Genomic DNA, 19,299 nt, shown 5'->3' with positions numbered 1-19,299 from the left:
CGCCCCGCCTGTCAACGCCATTGGGCCAAACCGAAAATGGCTACTTGCAATTGCCGCTACGGCTGGCAGCGTGCAGCCCATGCAAAAAATTTCGCTGCTCGCCGCTTCCGCCCTGCTCTCGATCGCTCCGGCCATGGCGATGCCGCCGCCGCTTCCCGACGTCGAAGGCAAGGACGCCGCGACGCTCCGCGCCGAAATGGAGGGCGGGCAAATCTACGAAGGGCTGACGCCGCTCGTCTATCTCGACCGCATCGGCCGGCTCGACGATTATGGGCCGAAACTCGACGCCGTCATCGCGACGCGGTCGCAGATCGAACTCGGCTACGAGGGCAAGCGGCTGTACGACGAACGCATGGCGGGCAAGGCGCGCGGGCCGCTCCACGGAATCCCGATCCTGATCAAGGACAATGTCGAGGTCGCCGGCCTGCCGACGACCGCGGGCTCGCTCGCGCTCAAGGACAATATGACCAACCGCGACGCGCCGATCATAGCGCGGCTGCGCGACGCAGGCGCGATCATCCTCGGCAAGACGAACCTCAGCGAATGGGCGAACATCCGCGCGGACAATTCGACGAGCGGATGGAGCGCGATTGGCGGGCTCACCAAAAATCCGCATGCACTCGACCGCAATACGTGCGGATCGTCGTCGGGCAGCGGCGCCGCGGTGGCAGCGAGTCTTGCGCCGCTCGCGATCGGCACCGAGACCGACGGGTCGATCACCTGCCCCGCCGGAATCAACGGCATCGTCGGCTTCAAACCCAGTGTCGGGCTGGTCAGCCGCACGCATATCATCCCGATCAGCCACAGCCAGGACACGGCGGGCCCGATGACGCTGACGGTGCGCGACGCCGCGGTGGTGATGAGCGTGATCGCGGGCAGCGACCCCGCCGATCCCGCAACAGCCGAAGCCGACGCGAGAAAAGTCGACTATATCGCCGCGCTGTCGCCCGACGCGCTCAAGGGCAAGCGCATCGGCGTGATGCGCGACCGCGTCGGTGACCGCCCCGATGTCGCCGCGCTGTTCGACGCCGCGCTAAAACAGATGGAAGCCCTCGGCGCGACATTGGTTGACATTACCGACAGCCGCAAAGGAACCGAAGGCCTCGGCGCCGCCGAATTCGAAATCCTGCTCACCGAGCTCAAGGCCGACTTGGCGACCTATTTGGCGAGCCTGCCGAACGCAGATGGTCCCAAGTCGCTCGCCGACATCATCGCGTTCAACAAGGCGAACCCTGACGAGCTCAAATGGTTCGGCCAAGACACGTTTGAACTCGCGGAGAGCAAGAGCGGCCTCGACGGCCCAGCGTATCTCGCGGCGCGTGAAAAGGCGGCGCGGATCGCGGGTCCCGAGGGCCTCGACCGGTTGCTGAAGGCCCACGATGTCGATCTGCTCGTCGGGGTCACCAACGGTCCGGCTTGGGTCAGCGATCTGGCGAAGGGCGACAGCTACAAAAGCCCCGGCACCAGCCAGCTTCCCGCGGTCGCCGGTTATCCGCACCTGACCGTGCCGATGGGCGCGGTCGAAGGGTTGCCGATCGGCTTGTCCTTCATCGGCGCCAAATGGAGCGACGCCGACATACTCGCGGCGGGCTATGCCTATGAGCAGGCGAGCCGGAAGCGCGTGGCCCCGACCTTTCGGGCCAGCGCTCCCTGATCCTTACGCCGGCTTCTTGAACCGCATCATGAAGCGGTCGGTCTTGCCGCGGATCGCGGGGTCGAACACATTCTTGCTGTGATCGTCATCCTTGATGCGCAGGGCATCGCTGTCGCCGTCGAAGACGAACCCCGCGCGCTCCATGTCGGCGCGCACCTTCGCTGGATCGATCCGGTGCAGTTTCTCGACCAGCTCGCGCGTATCGCCCGCGGGGCCGACATGGTCGACGACGATCACCGACCCGCCGGGACGCACCGCGCTGAACCAGTTGGCGAGCATCCCATCGACATCGACGCGCGGGAATTCGAATTTTTCGCTCTGCCAATAGAGGTCATGGTAGACAAGGTGGGTGAAGATCATGTCGACGCTCTTCGGGGCCAGCACGATCGTGTTCACCGGCCGCACCATCGGCGCCATGTTCGGATAGGCCTTGGTGATCGTCGCCCACGTCTCGGCCTTATGAAAGCGCGGCGGGTTCATCGGGATCACAATGCCCTTGGGGCCGACGAGATCGGCGAGCATCTCGCTATAATAGCCGTTGCCCGCGAGGAGGTCTGCCACCGTCGACCCGCGCTTGACCTGCGCAAAGGCGAGCACGTCGGCCGGATGGCGGCCTTCGTCGAGCTTGCGGTTGTCGGCGAGACGCTGCTTGTCGGCGATAGCGGCGGCGACCGCCTTGTCGGGCGCCGCGGCAGTCGCCGGTACGGCAAGCAGCATCGCCGCCCCGAACAATGGCGTCAAAAGTCGATATTTGCGCATGATGTCTCTCCCCTGTTTCGCGCGGGTGTGGCGGTGGTCGGGGAAGATGGCGAGCGCGCTTCGACCAGCGGTCGCCTTGTGTCTATCAGCGTTGGCCGCGGCCGCGCTTCCAGCCCTCTTCGAGCTCTAGCAACTCCATCGGAACATGGATCGCGCGCACCGCCAGCCGCACCTCGACGAGGAACAGGATCAGCGAGACGAGGAGCAATACCATCGCCACCGCAAAGGCCCATGAAGCCGCGACGCCGAGGTTGATGCCGGTAAAGGCCTGCGTGAACAGCAGCGCGACGAGCACGCAGACGACGATACCGCATGCCACGGCGGAGAGAATCGAATTGTTGATGATCCCCATCCTTCGGTCGGCGATGCGCAGTTCGGCGACGATGCGCTCATGTTCGAGGCCCTCCGTGTCGGGCCAGCGCTCCATCAAATTGCGCGAGCGATCGACAACGCGCGCGAGGCGCCCGGCGATCACGTTGAGCAGGCTGCCGGTCGCGACCAGCAGGAACACCGGCGTGACCGACAGCTGGATTGTCTGCGCGATCGCGCCGGCGTCGGGCGCCATTAGCCGCCGGCCGCAACCGAAGGCGTGTTCACACCATGCATCGCTAGGAACTTGCGGACGTTGCGCGCCGCTTGCCGGATGCGCTGCTCATTCTCGACCATCGCGATGCGGACATAGCCTTCGCCGTCCTCGCCATAACCGACGCCCGGAGCAACCGCGACCTTGGCATGGGTAAGCAACTGCTTCGAAAATTCGAGGCTGCCCATCTCCTTGAGCGCGGGCGGCAGCGGCGCCCAGGCGAACATCGACGCCTTCGGGCTCGGAATATCCCAGCCCGCGCGGCCAAAGCTTTCGACCATCACGTCGCGGCGCTTCTGGTACAGGTCGCGGTTCTTCTGGACGATATCCTGCGGTCCGTTCAGCGCCGCGCAGGCGGCGGCCTGAATGGGCGTGAAGGCGCCATAGTCGAGATAGGATTTGACGCGCGTCATCGCCGCGATCAGCCGCTTGTTGCCGACCGCAAAGCCCATGCGCCAGCCAGCCATCGAATAGGTTTTCGACATCGAGGTAAATTCGATCGCGACATCCTTCGCGCCCGGCACCTGCAGGATCGAGGGGGTCGGATTGCCGTCGTAATAGAGCTCCGAATAGGCGAGGTCCGACAGGACCCAGACCTTGTTCTCCTTCGCCCAGGCGACGAGGCGCTCGTAGAAAGCGAGGTCGACGGCTTCGGCGGTCGGGTTCGACGGGTAGTTGACGACCAGAATCGACGGGCGCGGCACGGTGAACGCCATGGCGCGGTCGAGCGCGCGCCAGTAATTCTCATCGGGCGTCGTCGGCACGCTGCGGATCGTCGCACCCGCGATGATGAAGCCGAAAGTGTGGATCGGATAGCTCGGGTTCGGGGCGAGCACGACGTCGCCGGGCCCGGTGATCGCGGTCGCAAGGCTCGCGAGACCTTCCTTCGATCCCATCGTCACGACAACCTCGGTTTCGGGGTCGAGTTCGACGTTAAAGCGGCGGCCGTAATAATTCGCCTGCGCGCGGCGGAGGCCCGGAATGCCCTTCGACTGCGAATAACCATGCGCATCGGGCTTCATCGCCACTTCGCAGAGCTTTTCGATGACATGCGCGGGCGGCGGCAGGTCGGGGTTGCCCATCCCCAGGTCGATGATGTCCTCTCCCGCGGCGCGGGCGGCCGCACGCATCGCATTCACTTCAGCGATGACATAGGGCGGCAGGCGCTTGATGCGGTAGAATTCATCTTCGGACATGGGAAACTAGAACAACTCCTTTGCGTTACATGTGGGTTGACGCGAGCGGCAGCCTCGCCAGCCGCATCGCGGCTTGTTATAGGCATAATATCGGCACTGACCAGCAGGAACGAGCATGAGCGATACGGGCAAAGACGACACGATCGAGACGCCGAATCCCTTCCTGCCATCCCCCGAAGACATGCAGCATTGGGCGAGCGTGATCGGCCGCGCACAACAGATGATGCTCGAATATGCGCTGGGTCAGGCGAACGAAGGCAATGTCAGTGCCGCCGCGCTGTTCGACCCCGCCAAATGGGTCGACAATCCGGCGACCAAGCTGTGGACCGAGCAATCGTCGAAGATGTGGGATCAGGGCGTCGCCTTCTGGACCTCGCTCGCCACCCTGAACCCGATGGCGCCGCCGGTTCCCGAGACAGCGGCAAAGGACCGCCGCTTCGCCGACCCCGACTGGGATGCCAATCCGGTGTTTGCGATGATCCGCCAGACCTATGGCCTGCTCGCCGAACAGATGCTCGCGACGACGCGCCAGATTGACGGTCCCGATCCCGCGGCGCGCGCAAAGATGGAATTTGCCGCGAAAGCGATGGTCGACGCGATGGCGCCGACCAACCTCGCGCTCACCAATCCGGAGGTGATCCGGCGAGCAGTCGAGACGCGCGGCGAAAGCCTGCTCAAGGGTCTGAAGCATATGCTCACCGACCTGTCGCGCGGGCAGCTTTCCCATGTCGATCCCGACGCGTTCGAGGTCGGGGTCAATATCGCGACCACACCGGGCAAGGTGATCCACGAAACCGACCTCTACCAGCTCATCCATTATGCGCCGACGACGAAGGAGGTCTTCACCGTCCCGCTCGTGATCTTCCCGCCATGGATCAACCGCTTCTACATCCTCGACCTCAATCCCGCGAAAAGCTTCGTCGCCTGGGCGGTCGAACAGGGGCTCAGCGTCTTCATGGTATCGTGGAAGTCGGCCGACGCGTCGATGAGCGAGATCGTGTGGGACGATTATATCGCGGCGCAGGTCGACGCGATCGACACGGTGCGCGAGACGCTCGAGGTCCCTTCGGTTCACACGATCGGCTATTGCGTTGCGGGCACGACGCTCGCCGCGACGCTCGCAATGCTCTCGGCGCGCGGCGAGGCCGACAAGGTGAAGTCGGTGACCTTCTTCACCGCGCAGGTCGATTTCGAACATGCCGGCGACCTCAAAATGTTCGTCGACGACAGCTATCTGGCGCTGCTCCAGCAACTGTCGGCACCGGGCTTCCTCGACGGGCGCTATATGGCGGCCACCTTCAACAGCCTGCGCGGGCGCGACCTGATCTGGAATTATGTCGTCAGCAATTACCTGCTCGGCAACGACTATCCGCCCTTTGACCTCCTCTACTGGAATGGCGACACGACCAACCTGCCGGCGAAGTGGCACCGGCAATATCTGGTCGACCTGTACCGCGACAATCGCATGGTCATCCCGAACAGCCTGTCGGTGTTGGGCACGCCGATCGACCTCAAGAAGATCGAGACACCTGCCTTCATCCAGGCGGGGCGCGAGGATCATATCGCTCCGCTTGCCAGTGTGTGGCGGCTGATGGACCATCTGTCGGGCCCCAAGACCTTCTTGCTCGCCGGATCGGGCCATATCGCGGGGGTGGTGAATCCGCCCGCCGCCGGCAAATATCAATATTGGACCGGCGACAGCAACGCCGCGACGCTCGACGAATTTGTTGCAGGCGCGAGCGAGACCAAGGGCAGCTGGTGGCCGCACTGGATCGTCTGGATTTCCGAACGGGATAGCGCAAAAAGCGCAGTCAAAGGCGCCCGAACTCCCGGGAAGGGCGCGAAAAAGGCGATTGAGAACGCGCCTGGCCGCTACGTCAAACAGCGGTAATATCTCGCGAATATACAGCCTTCGGGCTGGCGCCTCGATTATTTTTGTGCACTGCACAAAATTTCTCTTGAAATCGCCGACCCGCTCCCATATTGTGCAGTGCAACATAAAGGAGTTGTCCCGATGGCTACCAAGATGGATAGTGCCGAAAAGGCTTTCGAAGCCGCGACGCTGGAAACCGCACCCAAGCCGGTGACGACTCCTGCGGCCCCGGTTGTTGCTGCTCCGGCAGCCGAAAAGACCGCGGCGCCCGTAAAGACCAAGATCGTCAAGGCAAAGGCCAAGCCGGTCCAAAAGAAAGCCGCAAAGCCGGCAGCAAAGAAGGCCGCTCCCAAGACGGCTGCAAAGACCATTGCCCCCAAGACCAAGGTCGCGCCGAAGCCGGTCGCTGCCGCCACCAAAGGATTCAAGACCATGAACGACACCGTCAAGAAGTTCGCCGACGAAGCGAAGACCCGCGCCGAAGCCCTGACCGCCGACTTCAACGAGAAGGCCAAGGAAGCGATGAGCAAGACCAGCAAGTTCGCTGAAGAAGCCGTCGAATTCAACAAGGCGAACGTCGAAGCGCTCGTCGAAGCCGGCAAGATCGCTGCCAAGGGCATCGAAACGCTCGGCCAAGAAGGCGTGACTTATGCTCGCAAGAGCTTCGAAGACACGACCGCCGCGCTGAAGGGCTACACCGCCGTCAAGACCCCGGCCGACTTCTTCAAGCTCTATGCCGAAAACAGCAAGAAGGCGTTCGACGCTGCTGTTGCGCAGACCTCGAAGACCAGCGAACTCGTCGTCAAGCTGACGAACGACAGCTTCGCGCCGATCTCGAATCGCGTTTCGGTCATCACTTCGAAGATGAAGGCCGCCTAAGGCGCTTTCACCTTCCACCGTTGGCGCGGGCACCCTCCCCCTCCCCTCCCGCCTGCGCCGACACCCCCAAGGCCGCTCGCTTCTCCGGAAGCGGGCGGTTCTTGTTTTCGCGGCCACCGCTTCTCGCCCACGTGGCCGGCTGGCGAACAAGAGGTTAAAATCCGCGACCGCGCCTCTTGCGCTTCGGCCGCGGCTTGCGATATTCCTCCCCATGATGTTTCCCGTTTCGACCACCCAGCCTGTCCGCGCGATGGCGGACAAGGACGACGGCTCGCCCGGCACCCCCGGCGTCGGCATTGCGACGCGCACGCGTGCGAAGGCGAAAAAGCCGTCGATGTACAAAGTGCTGCTGCTCAACGACGATTACACGCCGATGGAATTCGTCGTGATGGTGCTCCAGCGCTTCTTCAACATGGACATCGAACAGGCGACGCAGGTGATGCTGCACGTCCACCAGCAGGGCGTCGGCGTGTGCGGCGTGTTCAGTTACGAGGTCGCCGAGACCAAGGTGAACCAGGTGATGGACGCCGCGCGGCAGAACCAGCACCCGCTGCAGTGCACGCTGGAAAAAGCCTGATCTAGCCCGCGCGCGCGACCTGTTCGGCCTTGAGCGCCGGCGACGCTTCGCCCTTCAAATCGCCATAGCCGAGTTCCGCGCCGCACCCTGGACAGATTTTCGCGGTCCCGACATCCGCGCCGCATGCCCGGTGTACATAGCGGATCGCGGGCCCGCCGCCCGTTTCGCCGGGGGCATAGGCCCAACGCTCGGACCAGTTGCGCATCGCGTACAGCACATCGAACAGCGCCTTGCCCTTGTCGGTCAGCCAATAGTCGTGGCGAAGCGGGCGATCACTATATGCGCGGCGCTCGGCGACGCCTTCTGCAATCAGCATCTTGAGGCGGGCGGAGACGAGCTGCGGCCCCAGTCCCGTATTCGCGGCGATCAGTTCGAAGCGGCGCCGGCCGAAGAGCAATTCGCGCAGGATCAGCAACACCGCGCGGTCGCCGAGCAGCTCGGCCGAACGTCCGACGGGGCAGAATGTATCAGATAGATCAGTGCGTTTGGGCAATGGTCACCTTTCCTCTTGTCACTATGATTATCATAGTTACTATGCAGCGCAAGAGGAGAGTCGCTGATGCCCAATCCAGCCGCCGTCATTATCGGAGCGGGAGACGCCACCGGCGGCGCCATTGCCCGCGCCTTTGCCGCCGAAGGCCTCACCGCCTGCGTCAACCGCCGCGAGCGAAACGCCGACCAGCTCGAAGCGCTCGCGCAATCGATCCGTGACGAGGGACATCAGGCGCGCGCCTTCCCCGGCGACGCGCGCGAAGAAGACGCAATGATCGCGCTGTTCGATCAGGTCGAGGCAGAGGTCGGCCCGGTCGAGGTCGCGGTGTTCAACATCGGCGCCAACGTCAATTTCCCGATCAGCGAGACGACCGTCCGCGTCTACACCAAGGTCTGGGAAATGGCCTGCCTCGGCGGTTTCCTGATGGGTCGCGAGGCAGCAAAGCGCATGAGCCCACGCGGCCGCGGCACGATCATCTTCACCGGCGCGACCGCGTCGCTACGCGGCGGTTCGGGCTTTTCGGCCTTCTCCGGAGCGAAGGGCGCTCTCCGCATGCTCGCCCAGTCGATGGCGCGCGAACTGGGGCCGCAGGGCATCCACGTCGCGCACACGATCATCGACGGCGCGATCGACACCGACTTCATCCGCCAGCGTCTCGGCGATGGTTTCGACGATGCAAAGGCCAAGGATCTCGTGCTCAACCCCGACGCCATCGCCGCCAATTATGTGATGTTGCACAAACAGCCCAAAAGCGCCTGGACCCACGAACTCGACCTCCGTCCCTGGGGAGAAAAATGGTGACCCAAAGCCCGGTAAAGACCCTCGAACTCATCTTCGATTTCGGCAGCCCCAACGCCTATCTCTGCATGAAGGCACTTCCCGAACTGCTCGAACGCACCGGGGCCGATCTGGTCATCACGCCCTGCCTGTTGGGCGGTATCTTCAAGGCGACGGGAAACAAGGCGCCGATGGTCCAATATGCCGACGCGCCGGCAAAGCTCGCGTATGAAAACCTCGAAATGCGACGCTTCATCGAACGCCACAGCCTCAGCAAATTCCGCGTCAATCCACACTTCCCGGTCAATACGCTGACGATCATGCGCGGCGCGATCGTCGCCGACGACGAAGGCACGCTCGACGATTATGTCGACGCCGTGAACCGCGCGATGTGGGAAGAGGGTCTGAAAATGGACGATCCCGAGGTCATCGCGACCTTCCTGTCGGCAAACGGCTTCGACGGCGCCGCGCTGCTCGCGCGCACGCAGGAGCCCGACATCAAGGCGAAACTGATCGCCAACACCGAAGCCGCCGTCGCGCGCGGCGCGTTCGGCATCCCGACCTTTTTCGTCGGGAGCGAGATGTTCTTCGGCAAGGATCGGCTGGCGCAGGTCGAAGAGGCGCTCGCCTAAGCCTGCGCCGCGGATTCCGGACGCCCCGCGACCAATATGCCTACGACGATCAGCGCCAGCCCGGCGATGTGGAAAAGGTGCAACCGCTCGCCGAGGAACAGCATCGCGAGCCCCGCGCCCATCAGCGGCATCACATTCATGTACTGCCCCGTCGCCGCCGAGCCGATCAACTCGACCCCGCGATTGAAGAAGAGATAGGCCAGGAAAGACGGGAATATCGAAACATAGGCGATGGCGAGTGCGCTGCCCGTCGCCGGAACGATCAGGCGCCCCGACCAGAGTTCGCGAACATAGAAGGGCGCGATCACCGCGATCCCCACGACCATCGAAGCTGCGAGGAAGCTCAGCGGGTGGACGTCGGGCCGGCGGCGAAGCAACACCGAATAGAGCGCCCAGAGTAGCACCGCGCCGCCGATGATCGCGTCGCCGATGTTGAGTTGCAACCCCCACAGCATCGCGGGATCGCCGCGCGCGATGATCGCGAGCACGCCGATCAGCGAGATCAGCACGCCGGCAATCTGGCGCACACTCGTGCGGTCGCCCATTACCAATGCGCCGACGACGAGGACCAGCGCGGGCAGAGCCGACTGGATCAGCATCGAATTGAGCGCTGTCGTGCTTTGCAGCCCCGTATAGAGCAGGATGTTGAACGAGCCGATCGCCAGCGCGCCGAGCAACGCGACGATCGCCCAGTTCGCGCTAAGCACCGGCCAGTCGCGCTTCAGATGCGGCCAAGCCAGCGGCAGCAGTAGCGCAAGCGCCAAGGTCCAGCGCCAGAAAGACAGAGCGGCGGGCGGCACCAGATCGCGCGCCGCGCGCCCGACGATCGAATTGCCGGCCCAAAACAGCGCCGTCACCGTCAGAAGTGGATAGGCCCGCGACCAGATTGCAGCGACGGGCCCACCTTCCTTCATCATCACGCGCGCACTGCCTTCATCCGAAACCGCCACCCGGATAGCGGACGCCCGCCTCCTGTCTAGGTGAAGTCGAGCTGGATGATGTCGCTCGGCGTCGCGCGGCAATACATTTCGATCTGCTTGGCGCCGTCGGGATAGGTCGCGGTCATCGCCGCACGGATGCGCCAACCGCCATTGCCTTGCTCGAGCGAAATGAGCTTGTCGTAGGACAGCCGCGTGCCACCGGTGATACCGATCTGCCGCGCCGCGTCGTTCATGCAGTTGAGCACCGACGGCCGCGATGCGCTCGGCAGGCTGTTGAGGTTCGCGCTCAACGTCGCGGGCGGACCCGCGGGGTAGGTCGGCGTCGACGTATCCTCGGGCGCCGTCGTCTGCTCCGTCGCCGCTTTCTTTTTCTTCTGACTTGCCAGCAGCGCCAGCAGCCCGCCCGCGACGACGATGCCGCCGATGATCAGTCCGGTGCTCGGCCCCTTATCCTTGTCCTTTTCGGGCGGCCGCGAGTTGCGATAGCCATAGGAGAATTCGGCACGGCAGCCCTTGTCGACCCAGATATAGTCGCTGGTATAACCCCATTGGCGTCCAGCGTTGCATTTGCCCGCGATCTTGCGCGTGAGCTCCACGCGATCGTTCGTACGGACATTGCACTGCTGATATTTATAGCTCCACGATTCGCAGTTCAGCGTCCCCGCATAATCGTCGACCGGCTGCGGCAGCGGTGTAGGATAGCCGCCGTCATTGGCATAGCCATAAGCGAATTCGGCGCGGCAACCGCCCGAAACCCAGATCTGGTTGGCGGTGAAGCCCCAGTCGCGCCCCTTCGAGCAACGGCCGCCGATCACACGCAGCAGGTCGACGCGATTGCCGGTGCGCACGTTGCAGCGCTGCATCTGGTTGTTCCGCGACTCGCAGCGGATTGTGCCGGCATAACCATCGCCATAGCCGGGGCGCGGAGGCTGAATCTGCGGACCGCCCGGCGGCGGATAGGGCAAGGTGGTCGCTTGCGGCAGGGCCGGAACAGCAAGTTGGCTCGCGATCAACGTGGCCGTGGTGACGATCGTGACGACATTATTCCGCATGACCTTCTCCCCTGTGAAAAGTCGCTTTCCGTTACGCAGTCCTTGTCCGATCCAATATCGACGCGAATTGTTTCATATTTTCACGGCGAAAGCCATGAAGAAAGCCGCCGATCGCCGGTCACGACTTAACCATCACGCGGCTTCCCTTATCGCGCCCGATCGATTATTCTTGCCGTTCCCCGGGTCGCGCCACAGCAGGGGATCCGAATATGCCTACTTCGATCATCGACGGCAGCATCGAAGCAGCCGACCTCAAGCGCTCCAAAGGCGGCGCCTCGATTTTCCGCAGCATCACTTTCCAGCAGGCCGACGGCGGTTCACGGACGATCCGTAACGCCGTCGTGAAGGACAATGTCGCGGCCGAACTGGTCCCGGGCGCCCGCGGCCGCTTCTACCTGTATAATGCGTTCGACCTGAAAGGTGTCCACGGCATTCGCTCTGCAGGCGGGAATGATGTCTATGGTTTTGCCGGCAACAATCAGAAGATTTTCCTGATCCTCGGCATCTTCAACCTCGTGTGGATCGCCTTCACGATTGCGGTCCGCGGCGGCATCCCGCTGCTCGGTGCGGCGCTGTTCCTCCTTTCGGTCGTCGGCTATATTTTCATGAGCAAGGGCCAGCGCGAGGCGCAGGCGCAGTTCGACGGCGACGCGGGCTATCGTCCCACATAGCTAGTCCGCTTGCGCGCCGATGCGCATGCGCTAAAGACAGCCGATGGATCAGATCGTCATTCGCGGCGGCCAGCGACTCAAGGGCCGTATCCCCATCTCCGGCGCCAAAAACGCGGCGCTCACCCTGCTGCCTTGCGCGCTGCTCACCGACGAGCCGCTGACGCTGCGCAACCTGCCGCGGCTCGCCGACGTCGACGGCTTCGGGCATCTGCTCAACCAGCTCGGCTGTTCGACGACGATCGAGGGATCGCGGCCCGAGGATTTCGGCCGCGTGATGACCGCGCGCACGACGACGCTGACCTCGACCGTCGCGCCCTATGACATCGTGCGTAAGATGCGCGCGTCGATCCTCGTGCTCGGCCCGCTGCTCGCCCGCGCGGGCGAGGCGACGGTGTCGCTGCCCGGCGGCTGCGCGATCGGCAACCGGCCGATCGACCTGCATCTCAAAGCCCTCGAAGCCTTCGGCGCCGAGATCGAGCTTGCCTCGGGCTATGTAAAGGCGAGCGCGCCCGGCGGCGGTCGCCTGCCCGGCGGTAAGTTCACCTTCCCCGTCGTCTCGGTCGGTGCGACCGAAAATGCGTTGATGGCCGCCGTCCTCGCCAAGGGCACCTGCGTGCTCGGCAATGCGGCGCGCGAGCCCGAAATCGTCGATCTCTGCAACTGCCTCGTCGCGATGGGCGCACATATCGAAGGCATCGGCACCGAAACGCTGACGATCGAGGGCGTCGACCGTCTGCATGGCGCGACCTATCGCGTGATGGCCGACCGTATCGAGGCGGGCAGCTATGCGTGCGCTGCCGTCATCACCGAGGGCGATGTCGAACTCGTCGGCGCGAAGGCCGACGAGATGGAAGCGACGCTCGACGCGCTGCGTCAGGCCGGTGCGACGGTCGAGGAAACCAAAGGCGGCATTCGCGTCGCCATGTCGGGCCGCGCCGAGCCCGTCACCCTGTCGACCGCGCCCTACCCGGGCTTCGCGACCGACATGCAGGCGCAGTTCATGGCAATGGCAACGCTCGGCAAGGGCGCGTCACTGTTCACCGAAACGATCTTCGAGAACCGCTATATGCATGTACCCGAACTCGCACGCATGGGCTGCGACATCGACGTGCGCGGCCGCAGCGCGGTGGTGCGCGGGGTCGATCATCTCGTCGGCGCGCCCGTGATGGCGACCGACCTCCGCGCCTCGATGAGCCTGATCATTGCCGGTCTCGCCGCGCAGGGCACGACCGAGGTCAACCGCGTCTATCATCTCGACCGCGGTTACGAGCGGCTCGAGGAGAAATTGCAGGCCGTCGGTGCCGATATCGAGCGGATCAGCGCGGGGTGAGATGCTCCGCGCGGCCATAGGTGCCGCGCGCATTGCCCTTGATCCAGTCGCCGAGCAATTTCAGATAGCCGTCGGTGATACGCGTGACGCTGCGCGATCCGTCGACGGCTGTCGTGAACTCGAACATGCCGTGGTCGGTGTCGGGGAAGAGATAGACGTCGACCGGCTTGCCGGCCTTCGCCAGCCCGAGCAATGCGCCGCGCGTCGTCTCGATCGGCGCCTCGCGATCCTCGCCTGCGAGCACCCAGAGGAGCGGCGCATCGAGTTTCTTCAGCGCCGCGACCGCATCATAGTCCCAGATCAGTTCGAGATTGTCGACACGCGCACGGCCGACCCGCTTGAGGTCCTCGTTCGGCATGCGCGCGATCGCGCCGCTATATTCGCCCTCGATCTTCGCCGCCCAAGGCTTGTCCTTCATGTCGGCGCGCACCGCGTCGAGCGCCTCATAGCCGGTGCGAAAATCGGACAGCAGCAAGCCCGCCGTCGCCTGCGACAGGCGGGTGACCAGCGCTTCGGCATCCTCGCCCAGCCCCGCCGCGCGCACCTCCGAAACCATCTGCTCACGGTCTTCCTCGATCGGCGACGCGACGAGCCCGAACCCGATCGCGACGAAATCCGCCGTCGTTCGCGTCGCGGCGAGCGGCGCGACCCAGCCGCCCTGGCTGCCGCCGAAAAAGCCCGCGCGACCGTGACGGCCTGCCGTCATGCTGCGCGCCTGACCCAGCGCCTGCGCCGCATCCTCGGCGAGCAACTCGAAGTTCTGCGTATATTCGCCCTCTGAGCCGCCAGTGCCGCGCTTGTCGTACACGAACACCGAAATCCCCTGCGCCGCCATCGCATAGCCATAGACGCCGCCGATCGGCGAGTTGCGTTCGGAGCCGTGTACCATCACGACGAGGGGCCGTTTGGCATCGGCCGTGCCGGGCGGTTCGATGAGCACGCCGGCCATTTTTGTGCCGACGCTGTCGAAGGTCGCGGGCGTCTCGCGAAAGGCGATCGGCGCCCATGCCTTGCCCTTAACCGTCACGTCGCCGGTTCCGCAGGTCAGCGGGACGCCCGCGTCGCTCGTCGCACCGCGGCGGCCGTCGCGGAAAAGATAACGGAGCCCCGGCGCCGCGACCGCCGGCGATTTCACCAGAACGACGAAGTCGCCATCGGGTGCGGCATAGGTACCGGGCGTGCAGGCGGTCTGCGCAAGAGCCGGCGCTGCAGAGAAGGTGGATAGAAGGGCGACGGCGCTGAGGAGATGTTTCATCCCACTGTACTATCTAAACAATACAGCGGTGGCAACTAGCTTTCGGGCTCCACCGGGACCGACACCATATTGCCGCTGACCGACGGCCGCTCGGGCCGCTTCGCGACCGCGATCACCAGCCCGATCAGCGCTACGGCACCACCGGCGATCGACAAAGTCGCCCAGTGATAGTCCTCGAACGCGGTCGAAAAGCCCATCGCTATGATCGGGATCAGCACGCTCGACCAGGCCGCCTGCCCCGGCCCGACCGCACGGATGACGTTGAAATAGAGCGGAAAGGTCACCGCGCTCGCGATGATGCCGAGGTAAAGCACGCCGCCGATATAGGTCGCGGTCGTCTCGATCACCGGCGGGCCGGTCGTGATCCACGCATAGCTGCCGTCGGCGAGCGCGCCAAAGAGCATCGCCCACGCAATCATCACCACCATCGACTGCGCGCGCGCAATGCCCGTGCCCTGCATGACGTTTGCCGTCGATGCGCTCATCACCCCGGCGAGGGTCAGCGCCGTGCCGAGCAGAACCTCGCCCGCGTCGACCGCCGCCGCCCGATATTCATGCAGGATCATGAGGCCCACGCCGACGATCGCGATCCCTGCTCCCGCAAGGAAACGCGCCTCTAGCGGGGTTTTGAGGAAGGCGCGCCCGAGCAGCGTATTCGGCACGATCAGCAACGCAAACAGCACCGCGACAAGGCCCGAGGTGATGTGCTGCTCGGCGCGATAGACGAAATTGAAGTTGAACGTGAACTGCGCGACGCCGAGCGCCACCGCAAACAGCATCGCCTTCGGTTCGAGCCACAACCGCTCGCGCCGCATGATGGCAAAGGCGAACATCGCGATCGCCGCGACCGCAAAGCGATAAGTCACTGACCAGCTCGGCGGAACGACGCCAAGCTGCCCCGTAATGACGATCCAGGTCGATCCCCAGATCAAGGTCACGAGCAGGAAGGGCAGCAGAACGCGCGGGCTGAGCAGCGTCGGCTGCTCGCTACTCACAATGCGCCGATCGCAGCCGCCAGCGGTGCGACCGCCTCGGCATCCTGATCCCAGCTGACGACAAGCCGCGCCGCGCCTTCGCCCCAGTCGTAGAAATCGAACCCGGCGCCGCGCAGCTTTGCGGCTTCCTCGGCGGTCAGGCGCACGAACAGCTCGTTGGCTTCGACAGGATACATCAACCGGTTGCCGCAAGCGGCCGCGAGTTTCGCCGCGCCCGCATTAGCCGCACGCGCGTTGGCGAGCCAGAGATCGTCCTTCAGCATCGCGCGAATCTGCGCCGCCACGAATCGGCCTTTGCTGAGCAGATGCCCGCCCCGCTTCTTGAGCTCACGTACGCCGGCACCGCCGCTGCCGCCGAAAAAGACGATCGCCTCGGCCATCATCGCGCCGTTCTTGGTGAAACCGAACGACAGCGCATCGACTCCGGCGCGCCAGGTGACATCTGCTGGGGCGCAGCCGAGGAAGGCGACGGCATTGGCGAAGCGCGCGCCGTCCATGTGGAGCTTCATGCCCGCGCCCTTGGCGATCTCGCTGATCGCGCCGACCTCATCCGCGCGCCACGCAAGGCCATATTCGGTCGCGTTGGTGATGCTGACCGCCGCCGGCTGGACCTGATGCACATCGCGGCGGATGCTGGCGATGCGCGCTTTCAGCGCGTCGGTATCGATCTTGGCGCCGCGCCCCGGCAGCGGCATCAGCTTGGCGCCGCCCGAATAGAAGGTTGGCGCGCCGCATTCGTCGACCTCGATATGCGCCTCCTCATAACAGAGGATGCCCTGCCACGGTCGCACGAAATGGGCGAGGATGATGCTGTTCGCCGCGGTGCCGGTAGGAATCCAGACGACCTCGCAGTCGGTTTCGAACAGGTCGGAAAAGGTCGCGTCGAGCGATTGGCTGAGCGCGTCGCCGTCATAGGCCGTATCGACATGATTGGCGGCAGCCAGCGCCTCCATCACCACAGGATGGACGGTCGCGGCATTGTCGGAGAAGAAGCGGGTCGCAGTCATGGATCGCGCCTTAGCGCAGGTCATGACGCCATGCTAACCCTTCATTTCGTTTGGCTTCCGTCAGGCGGATCCTGGCCGTCCTCACCCGCGCTGCCGCGCGCCAGATGCGCGCCGCCCGCAACGCCGAGGCCGCCAGCCATTCCCATGCCTCCGCCCATACCTCCTCCACCGCCGCGGCCGCCGCCACCGCCGCCGCCGCTCTCGCCGCGTCCTGACCCGCCGCCTTTTCCACCGCTGCTCGACGGGCGCGTCGGGCCCTGTAGCGGGATCGTCACGTCGGCCGGGACCGGGTCGAGGTCGAGCGCCTCGCGGATGAAATTGCGCAGCTCGGTGACGAGCGCGTGCGTGTGCACCGGACGCCCCTCGACCAGTTCCTGCGCCGCGCGGCTGGCAAGGCGGACCTGCTCCTCGGTTCCCAGCAGGATGATATCGGACAGCGCGGCCTCGACCGCATCGCGGATTCGCCGCGGCCGGTCCGATCCGCCACCATCGCTCCCGCCCGCGTCGCCCGACAGGTCGATCGCCGGTTCGACATCGCTCTCTGCCGCCGCCGGGCGACGTATATCGCGCAAATGGCGCGGATCGACCATCAGGTCGCCGGTGAACGAACCGCCAAGCGTCTTGTAGGCGGCGATCAGCGTGCGCAGCCGTTCGTTGATCTGACGGTTCATCCGTTCGCGGCGCTGCTGGATCGTCGTCATCACGATCAGGCGGATACCGACACCGATCAGCGTGACGAGACACAGGCCCAGAAGTGTCGTCCCGATACTTTGCCATGACGAAAAATCGAACAGGCGCATCGCCCTACCCCTTTCGCGACGAAATGCCGGAGGGTCGGTTCTGGCGCGTTCGGACGGCCGAAGCCATCTGTTTCTTAGGACGAACGTCTCCGGTAGATCGGCTGGTTGAAAGAGCGCGATCGGCGGACGAAATACCGGCCGGGCCAGATCAACCAGTTTCGCACGCCATCGCGGTTCAGCAGCAAGCCAAAGCGTGGCAACACGACCCGGCAGCGTTGCCATTCGTCGGTCGCATCGTTGAGGGCGTCATCATTTGGCATCGCGTACCAAACGACTTATGGACGCCCTCGCCCGATTTCTTCCATATTCTCACTGATTTAACGTCGAGGGAACACCTCGACTTCAGCGGTCGCGCTTGGCCAGCAGCTTGAGGCGCAGCGCATTCAGCTTGATGAAGCCCGCCGCATCCTTCTGGTCATAGGCACCGGCATCGTCCTCGAAGGTCACATGGCGTTCGCTGTAGAGGCTGTTCGGCGACTTGCGGCCGACGACGCTGGCATTGCCCTTGTAGAGCTTGAGCCGCACGGTGCCCGACACCTTTTCCTGGCTGTGGTCGATCGCCGCCTGCAACATCTCGCGCTCGGGTGCGAACCAGAAGCCATTGTAGATGAGCTCGGCATATTTCGGCATCAGCTCGTCCTTGAGGTGAGCGGCGCCGCGGTCGAGCGTGATGCTTTCGATGCCGCGGTGGGCACGCGCATAGATTTCGCCGCCCGGCGTCTCGTACATGCCGCGCGACTTCATGCCGACGAAGCGGTTCTCGACAAGGTCGAGGCGGCCGATGCCGTGCTTGCGGCCGAGGTCGTTGAGCGCCGCAAGCAGCGTCGCGGGCGACATTGCCTGCCCGTTCAGCGCCACGCCGTCGCCCTTCTCGAAATCGATCTCGATATATTCCGGGGTGTCGGGCGCATCCTCGGGATTGACCGTGCGCGAATAGACATAGTCGGGGGTCTCGTCCCACGGGTTTTCGAGCACCTTGCCCTCGGACGAGGTGTGGAGCAGGTTGGCGTCGGTCGAAAAAGGACTCTCGCCGCGCTTGTCCTTGGGGACCGGAATCTGGTTCTTCTCGGCAAAGTCGATCAGCGCGGTGCGGCTGGTCAGATCCCATTCGCGCCACGGCGCGATCACCTTGATGTCGGGGTTGAGCGCATAGGCCGACAGCTCGAAGCGGACCTGGTCGTTACCCTTGCCCGTCGCGCCGTGCGCGACCGCGTCGGCGCCGACTTCCTTGGCGATCTCGACGAGCCGCTTCGAGATCAGCGGGCGCGCGATCGAGGTGCCGAGCAGATAATCGCCCTCGTAGCGCGCGTTGGCGCGCATCATCGGGAAAACGAAGTCGCGGACGAATTCTTCGCGCAGGTCGTCGATGTAGATATGCTCGGCCTTGATCCCCATCAGTTCGGCCTTGGCGCGCGCGGGCTCAAGCTCCTCGCCCTGCCCGAGATCGGCGGTGAAGGTCACGACCTCGCAGCCATAGGTGACCTGCAGCCACTTCAGGATGACGCTGGTATCGAGGCCGCCCGAATAGGCGAGGACAACGCGCTTGAAGGACTCGGACATGGATACACCTTTGGCGAGGGAAAGACGCGGGCGCGGCTAGCAGCCCGCCGCCAAAGGTGCAACCGCATAGGCAGCAACGAGCCGCTCTTCGGCCCGATGGAAATTTGACCGAAAACTGCCGAACTTCACTCGCGATTCGACATACCGCTGCTGGCCCGGTGGATCGAACCACCCGGTTAAAGCGACAAAGGATACGGATGTACGATGCAAAACTGTCTCCTTTGTCGCTTTAAGCAAATAAGGTCCAATCAGCTTCCATCGACGC

The 19,299-nt window shown here is 64.2% G+C and carries 19 protein-coding genes; 8 read left to right on the top strand and 11 right to left on the bottom strand.

The window, feature by feature from the left end; genetic code table 11:
* Positions 1-79: 79 nt before the first annotated feature.
* Positions 80-1,654 carry an amidase gene (locus tag GGC65_RS18685; protein ID WP_192648529.1) on the top strand — a complete coding sequence of 525 codons (1,575 nt, stop codon included), beginning with the start codon at positions 80-82 and terminating at the stop codon, positions 1,652-1,654.
* A gap of 3 nt (positions 1,655-1,657) precedes the next feature.
* On the opposite strand, the gene GGC65_RS18680 is transcribed toward GGC65_RS18685, so the two are convergent.
* From GGC65_RS18680 to GGC65_RS18670, 3 genes are all read right to left on the bottom strand, one after another.
* Positions 1,658-2,413: a class I SAM-dependent methyltransferase gene (locus GGC65_RS18680; protein WP_192648528.1), complete on the bottom strand. Its 756-nt coding sequence runs from the start codon at positions 2,411-2,413 to the stop codon at positions 1,658-1,660.
* A gap of 85 nt (positions 2,414-2,498) precedes the next feature.
* Positions 2,499-2,978, bottom strand: coding sequence for a DUF2721 domain-containing protein (locus GGC65_RS18675; protein ID WP_192648527.1), 480 nt, complete (start codon positions 2,976-2,978; stop codon positions 2,499-2,501).
* Positions 2,978-4,192, bottom strand: coding sequence for an LL-diaminopimelate aminotransferase (locus tag GGC65_RS18670; protein ID WP_192648526.1), 1,215 nt, complete (start codon positions 4,190-4,192; stop codon positions 2,978-2,980). The genes GGC65_RS18675 and GGC65_RS18670 overlap by 1 nt, the downstream gene beginning before the upstream one ends.
* Positions 4,193-4,307: 115 nt before the next feature.
* Here GGC65_RS18670 and GGC65_RS18665 point away from each other — a divergent pair, with 115 nt between their 5' ends.
* The 3 genes from GGC65_RS18665 to clpS all read left to right on the top strand — a co-directional run bounded on the left by GGC65_RS18665 (position 4,308) and on the right by clpS (position 7,521).
* Positions 4,308-6,083, top strand: coding sequence for a PHA/PHB synthase family protein (locus tag GGC65_RS18665; protein WP_192648525.1), 1,776 nt, complete (start codon positions 4,308-4,310; stop codon positions 6,081-6,083).
* 123 nt (positions 6,084-6,206) lie between these two features.
* A complete protein-coding gene (locus tag GGC65_RS18660; protein ID WP_192648524.1) occupies positions 6,207-6,944 on the top strand; it encodes a phasin family protein in 738 nt (245 codons plus the stop codon).
* Between the two features lie 214 nt (positions 6,945-7,158).
* Positions 7,159-7,521 (top strand): ATP-dependent Clp protease adapter ClpS, encoded by a 363-nt coding sequence (gene clpS, locus GGC65_RS18655; RefSeq protein WP_413052757.1) that lies wholly within the window; start codon positions 7,159-7,161, stop codon positions 7,519-7,521.
* Position 7,522: 1 nt separating this feature from the next.
* Here clpS and GGC65_RS18650 read toward each other — a convergent pair whose 3' ends face one another.
* Positions 7,523-8,014, bottom strand: a complete 492-nt coding sequence (locus tag GGC65_RS18650; protein ID WP_192648523.1) for a winged helix-turn-helix transcriptional regulator — start codon at positions 8,012-8,014, stop codon at positions 7,523-7,525.
* Between the two features lie 66 nt (positions 8,015-8,080).
* Between GGC65_RS18650 and GGC65_RS18645 the strand changes: the two genes are divergently transcribed.
* Entirely contained in the window at positions 8,081-8,815 is a 735-nt protein-coding gene (locus GGC65_RS18645; protein WP_192648522.1) for an SDR family oxidoreductase, read from the top strand.
* The gene (locus GGC65_RS18640; protein WP_413052740.1) at positions 8,812-9,423 is read left to right on the top strand and encodes a 2-hydroxychromene-2-carboxylate isomerase; all 612 of its coding nucleotides are present in this window, start codon (positions 8,812-8,814) and stop codon (positions 9,421-9,423) included. The genes GGC65_RS18645 and GGC65_RS18640 overlap by 4 nt, the downstream gene beginning before the upstream one ends.
* Here the strand turns inward: GGC65_RS18640 and GGC65_RS18635 are convergent.
* Together GGC65_RS18635 and GGC65_RS18630 are read right to left on the bottom strand one after the other, a co-directional pair.
* Positions 9,420-10,340: a DMT family transporter gene (locus tag GGC65_RS18635; RefSeq protein ID WP_225941242.1), complete on the bottom strand. Its 921-nt coding sequence runs from the start codon at positions 10,338-10,340 to the stop codon at positions 9,420-9,422. The genes GGC65_RS18640 and GGC65_RS18635 overlap by 4 nt on opposite strands.
* 59 nt (positions 10,341-10,399) lie before the next feature.
* Complete coding sequence (locus GGC65_RS18630; RefSeq protein ID WP_192648519.1) at positions 10,400-11,416, bottom strand: DUF3011 domain-containing protein; 1,017 nt, start codon at positions 11,414-11,416, stop codon at positions 10,400-10,402.
* 209 nt (positions 11,417-11,625) lie between these two features.
* On the opposite strand from GGC65_RS18630, the gene GGC65_RS18625 reads away from it, so the two are divergent.
* Positions 11,626-12,087 carry a hypothetical protein gene (locus GGC65_RS18625; protein ID WP_192648518.1) on the top strand — a complete coding sequence of 154 codons (462 nt, stop codon included), beginning with the start codon at positions 11,626-11,628 and terminating at the stop codon, positions 12,085-12,087.
* Between the two features lie 43 nt (positions 12,088-12,130).
* Positions 12,131-13,417 carry a UDP-N-acetylglucosamine 1-carboxyvinyltransferase gene (gene murA, locus GGC65_RS18620; protein ID WP_192648517.1) on the top strand — a complete coding sequence of 429 codons (1,287 nt, stop codon included), beginning with the start codon at positions 12,131-12,133 and terminating at the stop codon, positions 13,415-13,417.
* Here murA and GGC65_RS18615 read toward each other — a convergent pair.
* The 5 genes from GGC65_RS18615 to GGC65_RS18595 form a co-directional block, all read right to left on the bottom strand.
* Complete coding sequence (locus tag GGC65_RS18615) at positions 13,404-14,672, bottom strand: alpha/beta hydrolase family protein (RefSeq protein ID WP_192648516.1); 1,269 nt, start codon at positions 14,670-14,672, stop codon at positions 13,404-13,406. The two genes, murA and GGC65_RS18615, sit on opposite strands and share 14 nt — an antisense overlap.
* Positions 14,673-14,707: 35 nt before the next feature.
* Positions 14,708-15,667 carry a DMT family transporter gene (locus GGC65_RS18610; protein ID WP_192648515.1) on the bottom strand — a complete coding sequence of 320 codons (960 nt, stop codon included), beginning with the start codon at positions 15,665-15,667 and terminating at the stop codon, positions 14,708-14,710.
* Complete coding sequence (locus GGC65_RS18605) at positions 15,664-16,674, bottom strand: threonine aldolase family protein (RefSeq protein WP_192648514.1); 1,011 nt, start codon at positions 16,672-16,674, stop codon at positions 15,664-15,666. Before GGC65_RS18605 ends, GGC65_RS18610 begins: the two co-directional genes overlap by 4 nt.
* Before the next feature lie 41 nt (positions 16,675-16,715).
* Positions 16,716-17,474: a hypothetical protein gene (locus GGC65_RS18600; RefSeq protein WP_192648513.1), complete on the bottom strand. Its 759-nt coding sequence runs from the start codon at positions 17,472-17,474 to the stop codon at positions 16,716-16,718.
* A 342-nt stretch (positions 17,475-17,816) separates the two neighbouring features.
* Positions 17,817-19,034, bottom strand: a complete 1,218-nt coding sequence (locus GGC65_RS18595; RefSeq protein WP_192648512.1) for an argininosuccinate synthase — start codon at positions 19,032-19,034, stop codon at positions 17,817-17,819.
* Between the last annotated feature and the right edge of the window lie 265 nt (positions 19,035-19,299).

The organism is Sphingopyxis sp. OAS728 (genome assembly GCF_014873485.1).
Classification (GTDB): domain Bacteria; phylum Pseudomonadota; class Alphaproteobacteria; order Sphingomonadales; family Sphingomonadaceae; genus Sphingopyxis.
Note: the sequence above shows the minus strand (reverse complement) of the source record. Positions and strands in the feature narration are given on the sequence as shown.

What these genes read in the sequence shown, in the direction of transcription:
- GGC65_RS18615 (WP_192648516.1), bottom strand. Translation starts at nt 14,672, where the DNA reads ATGAAACATCTCCTCAGCGCCGTCGCCCTTCTATCCACCTTCTCTGCA.
- GGC65_RS18685 (WP_192648529.1), top strand. Translation starts at nt 80, where the DNA reads ATGCAAAAAATTTCGCTGCTCGCCGCTTCCGCCCTGCTCTCGATCGCT.
- GGC65_RS18635 (WP_225941242.1), bottom strand. Translation starts at nt 10,340, where the DNA reads ATGATGAAGGAAGGTGGGCCCGTCGCTGCAATCTGGTCGCGGGCCTAT.
- GGC65_RS18675 (WP_192648527.1), bottom strand. Translation starts at nt 2,978, where the DNA reads ATGGCGCCCGACGCCGGCGCGATCGCGCAGACAATCCAGCTGTCGGTC.
- GGC65_RS18625 (WP_192648518.1), top strand. Translation starts at nt 11,626, where the DNA reads ATGCCTACTTCGATCATCGACGGCAGCATCGAAGCAGCCGACCTCAAG.
- GGC65_RS18645 (WP_192648522.1), top strand. Translation starts at nt 8,081, where the DNA reads ATGCCCAATCCAGCCGCCGTCATTATCGGAGCGGGAGACGCCACCGGC.
- GGC65_RS18630 (WP_192648519.1), bottom strand. Translation starts at nt 11,416, where the DNA reads ATGCGGAATAATGTCGTCACGATCGTCACCACGGCCACGTTGATCGCG.
- GGC65_RS18605 (WP_192648514.1), bottom strand. Translation starts at nt 16,674, where the DNA reads ATGACTGCGACCCGCTTCTTCTCCGACAATGCCGCGACCGTCCATCCT.
- GGC65_RS18600 (WP_192648513.1), bottom strand. Translation starts at nt 17,474, where the DNA reads ATGCGCCTGTTCGATTTTTCGTCATGGCAAAGTATCGGGACGACACTT.
- GGC65_RS18680 (WP_192648528.1), bottom strand. Translation starts at nt 2,413, where the DNA reads ATGCGCAAATATCGACTTTTGACGCCATTGTTCGGGGCGGCGATGCTG.
- GGC65_RS18595 (WP_192648512.1), bottom strand. Translation starts at nt 19,034, where the DNA reads ATGTCCGAGTCCTTCAAGCGCGTTGTCCTCGCCTATTCGGGCGGCCTC.
- clpS (WP_413052757.1), top strand. Translation starts at nt 7,159, where the DNA reads ATGTTTCCCGTTTCGACCACCCAGCCTGTCCGCGCGATGGCGGACAAG.
- GGC65_RS18670 (WP_192648526.1), bottom strand. Translation starts at nt 4,192, where the DNA reads ATGTCCGAAGATGAATTCTACCGCATCAAGCGCCTGCCGCCCTATGTC.
- GGC65_RS18665 (WP_192648525.1), top strand. Translation starts at nt 4,308, where the DNA reads ATGAGCGATACGGGCAAAGACGACACGATCGAGACGCCGAATCCCTTC.
- murA (WP_192648517.1), top strand. Translation starts at nt 12,131, where the DNA reads ATGGATCAGATCGTCATTCGCGGCGGCCAGCGACTCAAGGGCCGTATC.
- GGC65_RS18660 (WP_192648524.1), top strand. Translation starts at nt 6,207, where the DNA reads ATGGCTACCAAGATGGATAGTGCCGAAAAGGCTTTCGAAGCCGCGACG.